Origin of the sequence: Pseudoalteromonas aurantia (assembly GCF_005886875.1) — a bacterium.
Taxonomy (GTDB): Bacteria; Pseudomonadota; Gammaproteobacteria; order Enterobacterales; family Alteromonadaceae; genus Pseudoalteromonas; species Pseudoalteromonas aurantia_A.
In genome coordinates, this window is the sequence record NZ_PNBY01000135.1 from 1 (window position 1) to 17,396 (window position 17,396).

Annotated in this window: 14 protein-coding genes and 1 pseudogene; 13 read left to right on the forward strand and 2 right to left on the reverse strand. The window is 39.8% G+C overall.

The window, feature by feature from the left end; genetic code table 11:
• Positions 1–31 precede the first annotated feature (31 nt).
• Positions 32–520, forward strand: coding sequence for an SDR family oxidoreductase (locus CWC18_RS19355; protein WP_138675908.1), 489 nt, complete (start codon positions 32–34; stop codon positions 518–520).
• An 11-nt stretch (positions 521–531) separates the two neighbouring features.
• Positions 532–750, forward strand: a pseudogene (locus tag CWC18_RS21795) (SDR family oxidoreductase); the annotation flags it as partial.
• Between the two features lie 29 nt (positions 751–779).
• Here the strand turns inward: CWC18_RS21795 and CWC18_RS19365 are convergent.
• On the reverse strand, positions 780–1,439 hold the full coding sequence (locus CWC18_RS19365; protein WP_138675910.1) for a DUF1826 domain-containing protein: 660 nt from the start codon (positions 1,437–1,439) through the stop codon (positions 780–782).
• Between the two features lie 191 nt (positions 1,440–1,630).
• Here CWC18_RS19365 and CWC18_RS22015 point away from each other — a divergent pair, with 191 nt between their 5' ends.
• The 6 genes from CWC18_RS22015 (at position 1,631) to CWC18_RS19395 (ending at position 6,915) form a co-directional block, all read left to right on the forward strand.
• Positions 1,631–1,699 carry a hypothetical protein gene (locus tag CWC18_RS22015; protein ID WP_432760763.1) on the forward strand — a complete coding sequence of 23 codons (69 nt, stop codon included), beginning with the start codon at positions 1,631–1,633 and terminating at the stop codon, positions 1,697–1,699.
• A gap of 304 nt (positions 1,700–2,003) precedes the next feature.
• Positions 2,004–2,498 carry a peptidylprolyl isomerase gene (locus CWC18_RS19375; RefSeq protein ID WP_138590045.1) on the forward strand — a complete coding sequence of 165 codons (495 nt, stop codon included), beginning with the start codon at positions 2,004–2,006 and terminating at the stop codon, positions 2,496–2,498.
• 138 nt (positions 2,499–2,636) lie between these two features.
• Positions 2,637–4,061, forward strand: a complete 1,425-nt coding sequence (locus tag CWC18_RS19380; RefSeq protein ID WP_138675911.1) for a sigma-54 interaction domain-containing protein — start codon at positions 2,637–2,639, stop codon at positions 4,059–4,061.
• 156 nt (positions 4,062–4,217) lie between these two features.
• On the forward strand, positions 4,218–5,600 hold the full coding sequence (ccoG, locus tag CWC18_RS19385) for a cytochrome c oxidase accessory protein CcoG (RefSeq protein ID WP_138675912.1): 1,383 nt from the start codon (positions 4,218–4,220) through the stop codon (positions 5,598–5,600).
• A 177-nt stretch (positions 5,601–5,777) separates the two neighbouring features.
• Positions 5,778–6,341 carry a cytochrome b gene (locus CWC18_RS19390; protein ID WP_138675913.1) on the forward strand — a complete coding sequence of 188 codons (564 nt, stop codon included), beginning with the start codon at positions 5,778–5,780 and terminating at the stop codon, positions 6,339–6,341.
• Position 6,342: 1 nt separating this feature from the next.
• The gene (locus CWC18_RS19395) at positions 6,343–6,915 is read left to right on the forward strand and encodes a YceI family protein (protein WP_138675914.1); all 573 of its coding nucleotides are present in this window, start codon (positions 6,343–6,345) and stop codon (positions 6,913–6,915) included.
• A gap of 5 nt (positions 6,916–6,920) precedes the next feature.
• Here the strand turns inward: CWC18_RS19395 and CWC18_RS19400 are convergent, their stop codons facing one another.
• Positions 6,921–7,733 carry a transporter substrate-binding domain-containing protein gene (locus CWC18_RS19400; RefSeq protein WP_138675915.1) on the reverse strand — a complete coding sequence of 271 codons (813 nt, stop codon included), beginning with the start codon at positions 7,731–7,733 and terminating at the stop codon, positions 6,921–6,923.
• Positions 7,734–8,062: 329 nt separating this feature from the next.
• Here CWC18_RS19400 and CWC18_RS19405 point away from each other — a divergent pair, with 329 nt between their 5' ends.
• From CWC18_RS19405 to CWC18_RS19425, 5 genes are all read left to right on the forward strand, one after another.
• Entirely contained in the window at positions 8,063–8,659 is a 597-nt protein-coding gene (locus tag CWC18_RS19405) for a hypothetical protein (RefSeq protein ID WP_138590033.1), read from the forward strand.
• A gap of 22 nt (positions 8,660–8,681) precedes the next feature.
• On the forward strand, positions 8,682–9,641 hold the full coding sequence (locus CWC18_RS19410) for an acetoacetate decarboxylase (protein ID WP_138675916.1): 960 nt from the start codon (positions 8,682–8,684) through the stop codon (positions 9,639–9,641).
• 32 nt (positions 9,642–9,673) lie between these two features.
• Positions 9,674–11,917: an NAD(P)-binding protein gene (locus tag CWC18_RS19415; protein ID WP_138675917.1), complete on the forward strand. Its 2,244-nt coding sequence runs from the start codon at positions 9,674–9,676 to the stop codon at positions 11,915–11,917.
• Positions 11,918–12,157: 240 nt separating this feature from the next.
• A complete protein-coding gene (locus CWC18_RS19420; protein ID WP_138675918.1) occupies positions 12,158–14,398 on the forward strand; it encodes a TonB-dependent receptor in 2,241 nt (746 codons plus the stop codon).
• Positions 14,399–14,488: 90 nt separating this feature from the next.
• A complete protein-coding gene (locus CWC18_RS19425; protein WP_138675919.1) occupies positions 14,489–17,170 on the forward strand; it encodes a 7TM diverse intracellular signaling domain-containing protein in 2,682 nt (893 codons plus the stop codon).
• Positions 17,171–17,396: the final 226 nt, after the last annotated feature.

Consider the following 17,396-nt stretch of genomic DNA (forward strand, 5'->3'; position numbering starts at 1 on the left):
TTTCATGCTCTTGCCCTGATTTTAAGATAAAGTGGTATTTATCAGTGGTGCAGCCTCGGGAATAGGAAAAACAGCAGCACTTTCTTATGCTCAGCAAGAGGCAAAATTGGCACTGCTTGATATTAACGAATATGCGCTCGTGTTACTGGAAGAGTCTCTGAGCTGTGAGGTGTTGAGTTTTGCGAGTGATATTGTAGATGAAGCCTTTATTCTATCTTTTTTTGGGATAATACAGGCCATAGACATTGCATTTAACAATGTGGGTTTTGGCGTGATGGCATCTGTTACAGACTGCACTGTAGAGCAGTGTGATCAAGTGCAGAGTATTAATCTTAAGGGAACGGGGCTGTGTTTACGCGAACAATTAAAGTTAATGTATGCGCAGGGCTTTGGTAATATAATAAATAATGCCTCGGTGTTAGGGCTTACAGCTGCAAAAGGTGCAGATACTGCTTATTGTGTTGCGAAATATGACGTGGTTGGACTGACTAAAACAGCGGCATTGGAAAGCGCTGAGTAGGGTGTAGGGTTAATTACATCTGTCCTGCGAGCGTAGACACGCCAATGCTCGCAACGATGTCCGATGATATGAAAGCGCATTTAGCTAAATTACAGCCGCTTGGTCGTGTTGCACGCTGCGAAGAGATCGTATCTTCAGTATTATGGCTGTCATCTGAACAGGCTAGCTACATAATTGGCGTTGCATTGCCGCTTGATGGTGGTACTTTGGCTGGGATAAATATCGTGTAAATTAGATCACTGCCTTAGAGAATGATAATTTAGCCAAGAAAATCAATATATGTACATAATTTGGCATCTGCTTCATTAAATTCAGGAGATGCACTTATGAGCGCGCTGTGTTCGTGATCTAGCCAGTTCGTACCTTTATAAATAGCGATATCCCCATCACATAAGCTGTTAATATAATTTGTGTGGGGTGCTTTGATTTGTGCAGAAATTTGCCCTTTTTCTAACGGGTAATATTGTGCATATTTTCGCTCAATCCAGCGTTCTCCGCTTCCGCCTAAGCTTGACGTCATTCTAGCAATCATTTTATTTTCATGAAATGCCGGACTGTGCGCTTCTGTACAAGAAATAACCCTTAGGCCAATTTCTTTGGGTTCAAAAAGAGTATCGAACATAGTTAGCATCAGCTCTATATGATTAACAATGAGGTTGCCATGTGCACTGTGGCAAAATATATTTTTAAGTCTTGTGGTCAGTTCAGGGTCTATTTTACCTTGATATCTTAATACTTCACCGTCTTGGTTTTTTGCAAAGCTATGTGCAGCTCGAGAAAGCGCCCAAGGTGCGCGCTGGCAATAACAAACGAGGGATGTGTCATCTTTATAAATTTCGCCGAGGACATTGGCTGTATCATCGATAACATATTGTGTGGGAAGTGGATGGTGATTTTGAGCATGAAGGTGACTGTTCATAAAGGTGAGTTTGTTATGTGATATTATATCATTTTAACATTTTACGTTATTTAAGAAAAGTACTTTGTTCAGAGTAACCTATCCATTATGGTCAGACCTCATTGATGTGTTCGTTTCATCCACTGTAATTATAAAAATTTGAGGGAGTATGTATGACAATTCATAGCTGATAAGACGGATAATGCGATCTGATTGTATTTCAGTATCCATGGCATTGGTATAGTGCACCAAGCGTGCTAAAAGCATGGTTTGACCCATAAATCAGTTTTCCATGTAGTAAATGTGTATATATTTGACTCTAAGAGAATCGGAGGGGGTGCCACATTTTTCGTTTTTGCAGCTGTGACTTTATTAACGGCAGCATTACTGTATTTTTTGGTAGAACGCCCTGTGCTTGTCATGCGTTCTCAGCTTCGAGATAAACGTGAAGCACTGAGTCCAAGTCATCAATAACAGCAGAATTAAGGGTTAAATCACGACTGTTAGGCAATGAAAATGTATTGCGGATATTAAAAAGATCGTACTATATGTAACTATAATTTTTTAATTGAGTGAAGCAATAGAATGGTTATATTTACAACAAACTTTGGTGATATTGAGATAGAGCTCGATACAACTACCGCACCGGTAACGAGAAAGAACTTTTTACAGTATTGTGAGGATGGCTTTTATCAGGGCACAATTTTTCACCGAGTTATTAAAGGGTTTATGATCCAAGGAGGCGGTTTCACTGCCAAAATGAAAGAAAAGCCAACTCGAGAAAGTATCGTCAATGAAGCGAATCGAGGGTTGAAAAATACCTTAGGTACCATTGCAATGGCAAGGACTGATGCGCCGCACTCAGCGTCTGCACAGTTTTTTATTAATACAGCTGATAACGCGTTTCTTGATCATTTCTCGACAACGAATGAGGGGTGGGGCTACTGCGCTTTTGGTCAGGTAACAGCCGGATTAGAGGTGATAAAGCAAATAGAAAAAGTAAAAACAGGCAGGGTGGCTGGCCATGATGATGTGCCTTATGAACCGATTGTTATTGAACAAGTCACAATTAAAGAATAGGTACGATTATCGCGATAAGCAGTCGAATAGGTTGTTTTACTTATATAAAAAGGGGCTTTTTACCCAATCTGACTTGGCAATACTCGCCAGGCCATATGTAATTTGATATGTTAATCGTGATATTTCGCGAGGTTAAATATGTCAAATGTAGTTAAACGATTTTTAAATGATCCAGAGCTCTTACTCAATTCTGTTGGAGAAGGTATTTATGGCTTTGATCTCTCTGGCAATGCGGTTTTTGTAAACCCTGCAGCAGAAAGAATGACAGGGTGGACTGAAGATGATTTATTAGGGAAGAAAATACATCAATACCATCATCATAGTCATGCAGATGGTTCACCGTACCCTGCTGATGAATGCCAGATATATTGCACTATGTTTGACGGTAAGCATCGCCATATTACAGATGAAGTTTTTTGGCGTAAAGATGGAAGCTGTTTTGCTGTTGAGTATACGTCAACACCCGTTTATAAAGATGGTGCGTTGATTGGTGCGGTCGCGATATTTCGCGATGTATCTCAGCAGCATGATACTGAACGTGCTTTAAGAGATGCATTAGCACAGGTGCAATGTTTAAGTGAGCAATTAAAAGATGAAAATTCATACCTTCTCTCTGAGTTAAATGCCGATTGGCAAGACTCAGGATTAGTCGGTCACAGCCATATATTTCAAACCATGTTGGAACAAATTAAATTAGTGAGCACCACTGATAGCACCGTTTTAATTTTAGGTGAAAATGGCACAGGTAAAGAACTTGTTGCGCGTAATTTGCATCGTTTAAGCAATCGCCAAGCCATGCCATTTGTAAAAGTGAATTGTGCTGCATTCACGCCAAGTCTTTTGGAGTCTGAGTTGTTTGGACATGAGAAAGGGGCATTTACAGGGGCAAACGAAAAGCGTAAAGGGCGTTTTGAGTTAGCAGATAAAGGCACATTATTTTTAGATGAAATAGGGGAGCTACCCTTAGAGGCTCAGAGTAAGTTACTTAGGGTGTTACAAGAGAGAGAGTTTGAACGGGTTGGGGGCAGCCAAACTTTGCACGTAGATTTGCGGGTAATAGCTGCGACTAATCGAGATTTATGGGCGATGGTTGAAACTGGCGCATTTCGCATGGATTTATATTATCGTTTGAATGTATTTCCAATTAAGGTGCCAGCGCTAAGAGAAAGAAAAGAAGATATTCCAGTGTTATGCGCGAATCTAATATCTCAACTAAATAAGCGACTAGGCAAACAGCTAAAAGGTGTGTCGAAAGATACCATAAAAAAACTACAAGCCTATGACTGGCCAGGGAATATCAGAGAGTTACAAAATATCTTAGAAAGAGAAGCGATATTGAGCACGCATCGATTACTTAACCTGAGTCAGCCGTTATCTGGAGACAATTATGGTAGTAAAAAAGGGAGCTACTTGTTGTTAGATGTGGAGCGTGCTCATATAGAAATGGTGTTGCAAGTTAGTCATTGGCGTGTGGCAGGCGAAAATGGCGCGGCAATGAAATTGGGGATGCCAGAAAGCACGTTAAGATCAAAAATGAAAAAGCTGGGTATAGTTAGAAGTTAAATAAATCGCGATATGTCGCGTGCGTTCGTGATATATCGCGTTTTACCTGCTGTGTTTAAATTTATTTTTATTAAAAATCAGAGCCTTAATGAAGTTTCAGTTTGGTCTGAAACTTGCAAACATCAAACTGTCTATTGTCAATGTAAAGCAAGTACTATGAAGTTTGATATTAAAGAAGAAGATATGATCATTAAGCCCTATAAATCTGAGGGGCCGATTTATATCCGTGAGCAAAAAGGTTTCTTCCAAAAAATCCGTCGTTATTTAAGTTGGTTACTGATGATAACCTTCATTACCATTCCCTTTATCCAATATGGAGGTAAACAAGCTGTCTTGTTAGACGTAGCAACGCAGCAGTTTAGAGTTTTTGGGGCCACCTTTTTACCACAAGATTTTATGATTATAGCGTGGATATTTATGTCAGGGGCTTTCGCGCTATTTTTTGTGACTAATTGGCTTGGCCGCGTTTGGTGTGGCTATATATGTCCGCAAACAGTTTGGATGCTGTTATTTACATGGGTCGAGCATAAAACTGAGGGCACGCGAAATCAACGAATAAAACTAGACAAATCCCCTTGGTCATTTAACAAAGTGCGTAAAAAAACATTAAAGCATGTAGCTTGGTTATTGATTTCTGTATTCACTGCAACGTCTTTTATGGCTTACTTTATTCCTGCACACAAACTATATACAGATATGTTTTTATTGGAGTGGTCAGGGTTGACTAGCTTTTGGGTGTTTTTGTTTGCGTTTTGTACATATGGTAATGCGGGATTCTTAAGAGAAAAAATGTGTACCGTCGCTTGCCCTTATTCTCGTTTTCAGGCAGTGATGTTTGATAAGGACACATTGGTGGTGACGTATGACACCGTGCGTGGTGAAAACCGTGGCCCGAGAAAGCGCAAAGAAGATCCCAAAAAAGCTGGATTAGGGGATTGTGTAGACTGCAATTTATGTGTTGATGTGTGTCCTGCAGGTATTGATATCAGAAATGGCATGCAGTACGAGTGTATTAACTGTGGTCTGTGTATTGATGCATGCAATGACACAATGAGTAAATTTGGCTACGAAAAAAACCTCATTCGCTATGAAAGTGAAAATCAAGCGAATGGTATAAAGACAGATCCTTTCAGGCTCAAACTACTAGGTTATGCCTCCCTTACTGCTTTGATCATTATAACAATGATAGTTTGGGCATTTAATCGTACACCTATTGAGGCATCGGTTATTCGCGACAGAAATGCGTTGTATCGTATGAATTATGAAGGGTTAGTCGAAAATCCATATACCTTAAGCATTATTAATAAGACGCAACAAACGATGAGCTATCAAATTAGTTTAGGTGGATTAGAAAGTGCAACTCTAAAAGTGCCGACTCGAATCGTGATTGAGGCAGGAGAAATGGAGTTGGTGCCTGTGACCGTTATTGCTGATGGGTATGATTTACGTAAAAAAGCGACAGCCATAACATTCACAATAGATGCACTTGAAGACAGCAGTATCACTATGACCAAAGACAGTTACTTTTATAAGAATTAGACAAAGGTTTTAACTTCCCCCCAAAACTTTGCGTGGCTACCTTTGGTGCCGCGCTTTTTTACATACGTCACCATCCTGTGCGTCTATGCACATTAACTATGCTTTTATATGCGTATCATTCACTAAAGTTTCTCGGTAAGCTAGCGTCAATGTTTAAAGTTGATGAGGAGGTTTTGTATGCTCCGTAATACGAAACGCAGTTACGGCTGGGTGTCCATTGTATTTCACTGGCTCAGTGCGTGCGCCATTCTCGCTATGTTTGGGTTAGGGTTGTATATGGTGGATTTAAGCTACTACGACCCTTGGTATAGAGACGCACTCACTATTCATAAAGGCGTAGGGGTTATCGTTGCCGTTTTCATCATTTTACGTTTGGCTTGGAAACTAACAAATGAGTCTGTGCAAGACCTAACTAGTGCTCAAAGAAGTCATCAGTTGCAACATAGACTTGCCAAACTGGCACACCTTGCTATGTATGCGTTGTTGTTTATTTTGTTTGTATCAGGGTATTTAATCTCAACCGCTGACGGTCGGGGTATTGACGTGTTTGGGATAGTTGTGTTGCCCAGTATTGGAGAGTTGTTTGAACAGCAAAGTGATATTACAGGTGTTGTTCATCTATACATAGCGTGGACCTTGATAGGCTTGGTGGTTATACACGCCAGCGCAGCCCTATATCATCATTGGATATTGAAAGATTTGACCTTAAAAAGAATGTGTTCACCACAAGAGGAGCAATAGTATGGAAAAGTTTTTAATCGCAGGTTTATTAGCGACGTGCGTTACATCAACCACAGCCAGTGCAGCTGACTATGTTATTGATACAAAGGGCGCGCACGCGTTTGTAAATTTTAAAATTAAACATCTTGGCTATAGTTGGCTTCATGGCCGGTTCAATCAGTTTGACGGCGAATTTAATTATGACGCTAAAAAGCCAAATGAGTCAGTAATCAAGCTGGTCATTGACACTCGTTCAATCGATTCAAATCATGCAGAAAGAGATAAGCACCTCAGAGGTAGTGATTTCTTAAACGTGAGTAAGTATCCAAAGGCGACCTTTGAAAGCACAAGTATTAGCTTTAGCGATGAGACCAACGCTAAGGTAACAGGTAAATTTACCTTGCATGGTGTGACAAAAACGATTGCGTTTGACATTGAAAAACTAGGTGAAGGCAGTGATCCTTGGGGTGGCTACCGCGTTGGTTTTGAAGGTGCGACTAAAATTAAATTGGCGGACTATGGCATTGACTATGACTTAGGCCCAGCCTCAACACACGTTAACCTTGGTTTACACATCGAAGGGATCCGCAAGTAATTTAACTAGCGTAAGTGGCTGTTCAATTGTGCTTTAAGCTCATTGGGTAGCCATTTAAGCATGACTTCGTTGTACTTAGGCTCATCATGTAAAGGAGCTAATGCTTTATTTATCTCAGCAATTAACGCAAGCCCAGCAGCATTTTTCGTACACCCAACATACCCACGCGTAATATCATCTGTTTCACTAATAACTAATTGAGCGAGTTCGTTGCCGTTCTCTAATAACGTTTGTAAGTGATAATGTTCGCTTGGGTAACCAATGATTAAATCCAATCGCTTCTTTAACAGCATGTAGGTTAGGCTTTTTAATGGATCTTTACCGGGGCGCAGTATCAACTGCTCAGTGGGAAGTGTGGCCAATATAGAGTCAATTTTTTTGCCAAAAGAGCGGTTGAGTGACACGCCAACAGTTAATTTATGTTCTTTTAATAATTTAAGCAACGAAACTCGTTGCCCTGGCGCTAAGTTTAGCGCCTGTATAATATCTTTTCGCAGCGCAATAGAAGGTGATAAACCTATGGTTGAATATTGTTCAGAGAATTGAATATACCGTGCTCTATTAGTTGTTTTATAAAGTGAAATCATGCAATTAGTTTTGTTTGCATTAGACAGCTCATGAATAGCACGGCTAGCTGGTAACGTACTGTTAGAGAAGGTGTGATCGGGCATCATGTCATGTAAGAGTTGAATGAGTAACTCATCTCTACCTTGCCCTTGTAATTGGCCTTCTAGTATATAATATGGGGCAAAATCTAAACGTATCCAGTTGATAGATTTAGCATTTATTGGAAACACCCAAAGTATTATTACTGACACTATTATTCGCAATTTATTGTCCTACTGTAATAGGAGTCTTCACTAAGTGTAGCAAAAAGAAAAAAATGGCTTGAACATTTTTTGTAAGCTTAGTGTAATTAAATTGTATTACTGAATTTACAAAGTAGAAAGCACTGCTACGCTTAATATGTCCCAACCTTAAATAATAACGCTTAAGCACTGCATAATATGTTTGGTTTTAATGGAATACAAATGATTAACTCCATAAAATGCGATAGCTTGATTGCTTAAGATTAATATTTTTCCGATAAGATCGGAGGTTGGCGTAACAATTTCTAAATAAAAACTCACAAAGAAGAGTACATAATATGGTTACGCTAATTGTCAGTGACATATTTGGTCACACACCCAAACTAGATGCATTTGCACAGGAGCTTGGCACCAAAGTGGTTATATGCTCTCCTTATGCTAGCTGCCAAAACTTAACTGGGCAGTCTGAAAAAAAAACATACGACAGGTTTATTACTTCAATGGGCCATGATGGCTATGCTTTTAAAGTAAAAGAGGCACTCATTAACGAACAACCTGATTTTATTGTGGCGTTTAGTGCTGGGGCAGTAGCTGCTTGGCGAGCGCTGGCAGCTACACCATTGAAACGCGTACAAAAAATGATAGGGTTTTATCCGGGTCAAATACGTAATTACACGAATTTACACCCTCAATGTCACGTTGACCTTTATTTTCCGCACAAAGAAGAACATTTCGATATTTCACCAGTGATTTCTAGATTAAAAACAGTTTCTGGTGTTCAGTGTGTTCGTACAAGGTATAACCATGGCTTTATGAATGCACTTTCGCAAAACTTCAACACATACGCATATCTTCACTATACTCATTTGTGCGACCAAGAAGCAGTTGTCGTTCAAAACTCACTTGTAAATCATCAAGTGGAGGTCACTTTATAACGAAGAAAAAGGACATCAGCCAATGACTGAATCTCTTTATGGGCGTTATCAGCACTTTCCGGGTAATCCAATTGCTAAGCCACCATGTAGAATGTTAAACGCCATGATGTATGGGTTTTTCATTGCCGGAGATTATGAAAAAATTCATGAATTTGTTAATGCTACATTAAATACCGTTCAAAGCAGTACTTTTTATTTTCAGCCCTTATCGTCTTATTGTTTACTGACATTCACCGATATTGAAAATATCGCGTCAAAAGTCCCACCATTTAGTGGTTATGGCTGGATGCAAGAGACAGACATCATCGTATGGTTGCCTATTGCGCAAGTCAGTAAAGCAGATCAGAAAGTAAGTCACATATATTGGTTCCCAGCATTTATTGCAGTGAACAACATTAATGCATTAGTTAATGGGCGAGAGACGTGGGGATACAATAAATATCAATGTCGATATGAAATGCCAACTTCCTATAAACAGGCTGACTATTTTTCAATTAGTTTAGATACCTTTCATCCATTTACTCCAGAAACAAAAATGCGTTGCCATGAATTGCTAAATGTTAAGCGGATCGCAGATGAGGATACCTGGTTTGAAGAGTTAGTCGAAATTGGTCACGAAATATCTCAATTACTGCATTCTAGTTGTGGTGATTTAAATATAAGTGCTGAGCTAATAAAGCAGTTTTTAGAAGGGTTTAAAAACCCTCAAATGGATCAGATTTTGTTCAAACAATTTCCTGATGGCTTCGCGAACGAATCAGTATACAAAGCGGTGGTTCATTCACCTTCTACGATTGAAAAAATCCACAAGGTTGGATTTTTAAAAGACGAATATAGAGTGACGATAAATAAGCTCGATGCATTTCCTTTTGACGACATGTTTGGTATCGCAATTGGCGAGCAGCAGGCCGTATTGCCCTATTATGTCAATATGGATTTTGATCAAGACGGTGCTTACGAAATTCATACCTCTTTAGCTTAATTACTGATTTTAGTAGAGAAGGGAACGCGATTATGACACAACAAAAAATTGCTATTTTAGGTGGTGGTGTTGCTGCGATGACGGCAGCGGTTTATTTAACTGAAAAAGATGATTGGCAATCACATTACGATATTACGGTCCATCAGCTCGGTTGGCGTTTAGGAGGGAAGGGAGCGAGTGGTCGTAATGCGCAAATGGCAGAGCGTATTGAAGAGCATGGGTTACATGTGTGGTTTGGGGCCTATGTCAACTCGTTTAAAATGATTGAAACTGTTTATAACAAATTAGATCGTCCTAATTCAGACCCTTTGAGTACTTGGCAAGACGCATTTAAACCCCATAGTTTTGTGGTATTACAAGAATATATTGAGCAAGAATGGCAAACATGGCCCATTGATTTTCCGGTTATTGAAGGTAATCCCGCCGATGGTACGCTCGATTTGCATTTCTGGCAGTTGGTTGAGATGTTGGGTGCGTGGTTACGAAAGTTCGTTGATTCTATTGAATACGAAGTAGATAAAGCACACAAGCAAACAAAATTACAAACAACCAAGCGACGAGATCGTGGGTTATTACAGCATTTGGCGTCGCAAGTAAGAGACGCATACGATGACATTGAAGATGACGTCGAAGATTTTTTTGATAGTGCGCATGATGAACTTAAAGAAATTTGGTCAACACCGAGTATTTTAGGGCATCAACTACAGCGCTTACTGACATTAAGAGCCCAAGATAAGTACTTGGGTGAGCCTAGAGACAGACTGGTTGTTTGGTACGTTGTGAGAAAACTCAAGCGTTGGTTAAATAGCGAAGTAGCTGACATGCTGGACGAGAACGACAATATTCGTCGTGCCTATATTTGTGCCGATCTTGCCATTGCTATGGTAACGGGGCTGATCAAGGATAAAGTATTTTCAAAAGGCTTTGGGTCAATAAACCATTTAGATTTTAAACAGTGGCTACGAAATAATGGTGCAAATAAAACGTACAGTGTTGAGTCTGCGCCAGTGCGCGGGTTTTATGATCTCGTGTTTGGCTATGTCGATGGAGATTTCAAAAAAGGCGATGTAGAGGCTGGGGTTGCAGCTTTAGCGATGTTACGTATCATTTTATGCTATCACGGCGGCGTAATGTGGAAAATGCAAGCTGGAATGGGGGACGTGATTTTCTCACCAGTGTACGAATTGCTCAAACAACGGGGCGTTAAATTCGAGTTTTTCAGTCAAGTAGAAGCATTGACGGCCAACACCGAAGCGGATGGTACGCATTATGTCGAAGATATTGTTATCACTCAGCAAGTGTCGCTGATAAATGAGCAGTATGAACCGTTGGTAGATGTAAAAGGCTTGCCATGTTGGCCTGCTCAGCCATTATTAGATCAAATTGATGCGAGGCAAGCTGATTTAATTAGATCGCATAATATTAACTTGGAGTCTTTTTGGACTAATTGGCCACAAATATACCAAGCTGAATTCAATAAACCATTACCGACAAAAACGCTTAAACGTGGTATCGATTTTGACCAAGTGGTTTTTGGTATATCCGTTGCGTCATTAGAGCACTTGTGCCCCGAGTTACTTCACCAAGACGCCAAATTAGCAGCGCAGGCTGAACACGTTAAAACAGTAGCAACACAGGCGTTTCAGGTATGGTTGAATAAAACAGATGAAGAACTTGGGTTTAATTACACACCAGCAAGCGAAGAGCGGCCCATTTTAAGTGCATTTTCGCAGCCATTTGATACTTGGGCAGCGATGTCGAATTTGTTATCTAAAGAGGACTGGCCGAGTAATGGCCCTGTTAATATTGCGTATTTCTGTAGTGCATGTAGCTGTGATAATTACCCCCCAAAAACAGATCATGAATTTGTTAAACGTGAAAAAGCCAAAGTGAAGCAAAATGCGCTCAATAAATTAAATATTGAAATGCAACCTTTATGGCCGAATGCTTATATTGCTGGTCAATTTGATTGGTCTGTAATACATAGTGAGCCGAGCCTTGTTGGCCAGCAGCGATTCAATGATCAGTATTGGCGAGTCAACGTAGACCCGTCGGAACGGTATGTTTTATCGGTCAGTGGTAGCAGCGCATATCGATTAGCGACTGACGGTACTGATTTCCAAAATTTATATATTACCGGTGATTGGATCAAAACTGGTGTGAACGCTGGCTGCGTTGAAGCTGCGGTTATGGCTGGAATGCTTACTGCAAGAGCAATTTCTGGCTATCCGGAATGTATTTCTGGTGAGTTTGGCTTCGAACCAGATGGCGCATAAATACTAACCCGTAAATCTAGACCGGTTTAGATGCGGTTATTCTTTACAAATATCGCCTGTTATTTTCAATATTTTAACTTACGGTTATATGAAATGGCAGGCAAGTTCTTAGAGGGGGTTGTTGCGGTAAACTATTGGTAATAAATGTGACTTGTACCTATTGATATTTTTGGGATGATATGACATTTGAACTATACTCTCGGTCAGCAACCTAATGATTTGCAATATAAGAGTATGGAAATGACAAAATCTCTCGCCTTTAATTTTATCCTATCGTCCATCGTGGCTGGTACCTATAGCCAACACACTTTTGCCGCCTCAGAAGCCATTGAAAAGATAGAGGTGTACGCCCAAAAACGCGCTCAATCGATTGATGAAGTTAGCATTGCGGTTTCACATCTCACTGGTTTACAGTTGGAGTCAAGAGGGATTAAAGATGCGACCGAAATTGGCCATTTTGTTGCGAATATGAAAATTAGCCAAAACGCGGCAGAAGGGACACCACCAGCAGTTAATATTCGTGGTGTTGGTCTGATTGATTACAATACAGCCAATACATCTCCTGTTGCCATGTACCTTGATGGTGCGTCAGTTGGTTCTGCAAATAATCAATTAGTAGATTTGTTTGATATTGAGCAGATAGAAGTATTAAAGGGCCCTCAAGGAACATTGTTTGGCCGAAATAGTACCGGCGGTGCAATATTAATCCGCTCAGCGAGACCTGATGCGGGTAGTTATGGTTACGTGACGGGAGGTATTGGTACTGACGACTGGCAAAAACTGCAAGGGGCATACAACCATGAAGTGGATGCTCATTCAGCGTTTAGAGTGGCCTTTAGCCACACAAAGTATGAGTACACTAGTTACAATTTATATGAGCCATCACCTGAAGCTGGTTTAGAACAAAACAATGCACGATTAAGCTATTTTGGTGAGTGGGATACCATAAGTTTTTACTTTAAGGCCCACTACAGCCATTGGAATGGCATTGTGCAACCTGTAGGTAATATAGGTATATACAGTGACCCTGTAAATTTAGTGACGTGTTCAGCGGCGGTCGCCTCCCAAGGTAAATGTGTTGATCGATTTGGCTTTAATGACGGTAGCGATGATTTTTGGGCTGTGAGCGTGAACAATGACTCTCCTCACCATAGTATTGGAAAGGGTTGGACTGCAGAAGTTAATTGGGATGTCAGTGATAACAGTAAGTTGGTGTGGTTAAATGCATTTAGTCGCTTAGACAGAATGCATGCTTTTAATTGTGATGGTGCGCCAGCTAAATTATGCGAAGGTAACTTAGGTTTAAAAGCCGAACTACTGAATAATGAGATTAGATACCATGCTCAAATAGGAAAAGATCACCTGACTGCTGGTGTATTTTTGTTAGAAGAGCGCCTTTATCAAGATAATAATAATGATTTAGGCAGAGATTTACGCGGCACACCATTTGGTGCAGCATCCACAATGTTTTTTTACGATAATGATATAAAAACTAACGTTGCTGCATTGTTTGCACAGTATGAGTGGCAATGGCGGCCGTCGACACGTATAACGGCTGGGTTACGCTATAGTGACGAATCTGTTGAATATGATTCGGTGTCGGTAGTGAACAGTGTGTTAGATCAAAGCCAACCTCAAGGTGTACTGTTACCATTTTATCATGTATTAGGTGCGAGAGATGACGATGGTTTATCAGGTAAAGTTGCAATAAACTATGATTTCTCTGAAGGCAAAATGATTTATTATAGTTTCTCTAATGGTAATAAAAGTGGGGGTTATAATGGCGGTTATTTATCTAGCCTTGAACAAGCAGAGAATGCAGCTTATGGACCTGAGTCATTAAATGCACATGAAATAGGCACAAAACTTACTTGGTCAGAGGCGGGCATTAAAGTTAACGGGGCACTCTTTCATTATGATTACCAAGACCAACAAGTATTTATGAATCAACCAGCTTCTGAACCAGGGTTACCACCGATTCAATTACTAGAAAATGTTGCTTCTTCAAAAATTTACGGTGCTGAAATTGACATCGAGTATCAGCTAACCGCGGCCGTAGTGCTTAATATTGGCGCTGGATTTATACCTCATGCTGAGTTTGAAAATTATACAGATCCGCTTGGGGTTACTCTGTCAGATAAGCGTTTACCTTTCACGTCTGAAGTTAACACTAATGCTCAGTTAAGTTATGAATACATGCTTGATGGTGCAGATGTTGTGACTTCGTTAGGTGTCGACTATCAATCGGAGTACTACTTCGACCAAAACCAAAATCCATATGCTATGCAATCTGGCTATGCCCTATGGCACTTTAATAAACAGTACCGAACACAAAGTTGGCAAGCTAATATTTGGGCTAAGAATTTATTCGATAAAGAATATAGCCATTTGAAGTTTGATCTAAGCCAATTTTTGGGCATGTTAGAAGATTTTAAAGGTGAGGGAAGACGGGTTGGTGTTGATTTTACCTATCGTTTTTGACAGTAATAGCCAATACTTACAGAAGGGTGTCATGGGTGGATAAGCAAAGTACAGTGTTTGCCTACAAAGTTGAATCGTTCAAGGCATTGTATGCACTTATTGACTAGATTGATCGTGATACTGAGTTTGTTTATTTCCTTGTCGAGTTTTGGCGAGCCTTTTTCGTACGACTCAAAAAAACTTGATGTTAATTTACATGATCATGCTACGTTGTTCGCTTCGAAAGATAATACAGGATTCCCTGACTCGTTTAATACAATAGAAAACTGGTCTAAAAGGCTTGATATTTTACCTTCAACGACTCTATTTTCAGGGCGTTATTGGTTAGTTGTAGAGCTGGAAAATAATACTGAACAAGAAGAACTGGTACTTTACCCATATAACACGGTGATGTCGAGTATTGAAACAAGGGTTTACCATCGAGATGGTGAAGTTCAACGTTATTATAGTGGTGGTGATAATCCAAATGAATTTGCGTTTCATTATGGGAATACTATCAGGCTATTGCCTGGTGAAAGTTATTATTTAATAACGATGTTTGAAAGCGATTTTTTTTATACGCCGACAAAACTTGTTATTAAATCAGTCAGTGAATTTAAAGAGCTGGTGGTAAGAGAAAACCTCATCATGGTGTTGTGCTTTGGTGTAGGTATTGTTTTGGGGTTATATAATTTATTGATATACATTGGCTCTAAAGATACTACACATCTTTATTACGCTATTTTTACTGGCGTATGGGTTTTCGCTTGGAGCCACTTTTTTCATATTTCAGATCAGTTATTTGGATTTTATTCAGCCCACTTACATTGGTTAGGCTTTGCGCTTGCACCGATTGCCAACGTGCTCTTTTATAACAGCCTCCTTAAACTAAAAGAAACACACCCTAACTTAGCGACCCTGTCGATTTGGGTAGGCGTGATATCAGCAACAGGCCTACCTTTTTGTATTTTGTTCCCAGGCTTTGGTTTTTTATGGGCAACCGTTATGACAGGCATTGCATTATGTCTAGGTATGTTCATTGGGGTAAGATGCATGCTAGATGGCTTTGTGCCAGCGCGATACTTTGTACTCGCGTATGTTGCTATGATGGTCCCTAACATGATTGGTAATTTAACCAACTTAGGAATATTACCCCCTTCTACTCTTAACTTATATTTGCTCGGTTTAACCGGTATCGCATTAGATGCGATGTTGTTGGCGTTTGCCGTTGCAGATAAGTTTAGACTAACCAGTGAAGAGAATATTGAGCTTAATAAAAACCTTGAATCAAAGGTACTTAAACGCACTTATGAGCTGGAACAGTTGGCGTCTGAATTACGTGATGCAAGTGAAGCAAAAAGCCGCTTCTTAGCCAATATAAGTCATGAGATCAGAACACCTATGACCTCAATCATTGGCTATGCTGATGGTATAATGTTAGGGGATATAAAACCGCATGAACGTAATCATGCGATCAGTGTTATTTTACAAAATTCCCGTCATGTATTGGGCCTTATTAATGATATTTTAGACATGTCAAAAATAGAGGCGAACCGGTTAGAAATTGAATTAATAGAAGCCAATTTATTCCATTCAATCGCGCATGTTGAGTCATTATTAGGTAAACAAATTCGCGACAAAGGACTTGAGTTTGAGTTGAATTACCATTTTCCATTACCTGACTATGTGGTAATTGACCCGACACGCCTCAGACAGATATTGCTGAATCTTACTTCAAATGCCATGAAATTTACAACGGTCGGTAAGATTTCTATCGGGGTAAGGTGTGTAGATGAAAAATTACTTATTTGTGTAAAGGATACGGGCATCGGAATGGCAAAAGATGAACAAAAAGAGTTGTTTAGCGCATTTTACCAAGCTGATTCTTCGACCTCAAGAAAGTACGGAGGCACTGGACTTGGGCTGAATATTTCTAAAAATTTAGCACGTAAACTTGACGGTGATATTGATGTTGAAAGTGAGGTGGGTTCAGGTACCGCATTCACCTTAAAGTTAGGTTTATTTACGACTGAGAAAACCCGTTGGTTAACGAGTTTCGAGCAAGTTAATCAAAGTCAAATAGCGCAAGAGCAACCCCTTCATACACAGAATGACCTCAATGGCGATATATTGTTAGCAGAAGATCATAGTGATAATAGTCGGTTGATCAAACGTATTCTAGAGCGCATGGGTCTAAACGTGACCACAGTGGAAAATGGTCAATTGGCAGTACAAGCGGTGTTAGATAACGAATATGATTTAATTTTGATGGATATTCAGATGCCCGTGATGGATGGTGAGCAAGCTCTGAACTTTATTCAAGCAACGGGGTGCAGTACGCCAGTGATTGCATTAACCGCCAATACGATGCGCCATGAAATTGAGCGCTATATGAAGCTCGGTTTTAGCGATCATTTGTCAAAGCCAATTGATAGAGTACAGTTCAACCAAAAAGTTAGTCACTATTTAAAGATTGCGGTTGATGATGAGTTAGATTTACCTGATGAAGAATTTGAAGCTTTAAAGCAGCAATATATCAGTGGTTTGTATGAGCAAAAGGTGCAATTACAAAACCAGATAAAATATCAAGATCTAGATGGATTATCAAAATCAATACATGCCATAAAAGGGACGGCAGGGATGTTTGATTGTGAAGACATCCATCAATTGTCTGCAGATATAGATGTTTGTTTGAAAACAGATGACATAGAGAATATTGAACGTAAAATTAAGGCTTTAATTACGGCGATGGAACATGCGATATCACAAGCTGAATGCGATAAGGCCGGGTGACTGACCAAGCCATTAAGAGTTGTGAAGTGGTATTTGGATAAATGTTCTTCTGAGCAATGGTTGATATTAGTTGCTCAGCCACAATTTTTTTATTGAGTGATAGCTAGAAGATGCAAGAAAATTAATAGCATGTGATTAAGCATTGATTCAATTGTTCTCTTTTTTCGACTTGTTCTGTTATGTAGAGACGGTGGCACATTCATAGAAACATATTACTCACATGAAT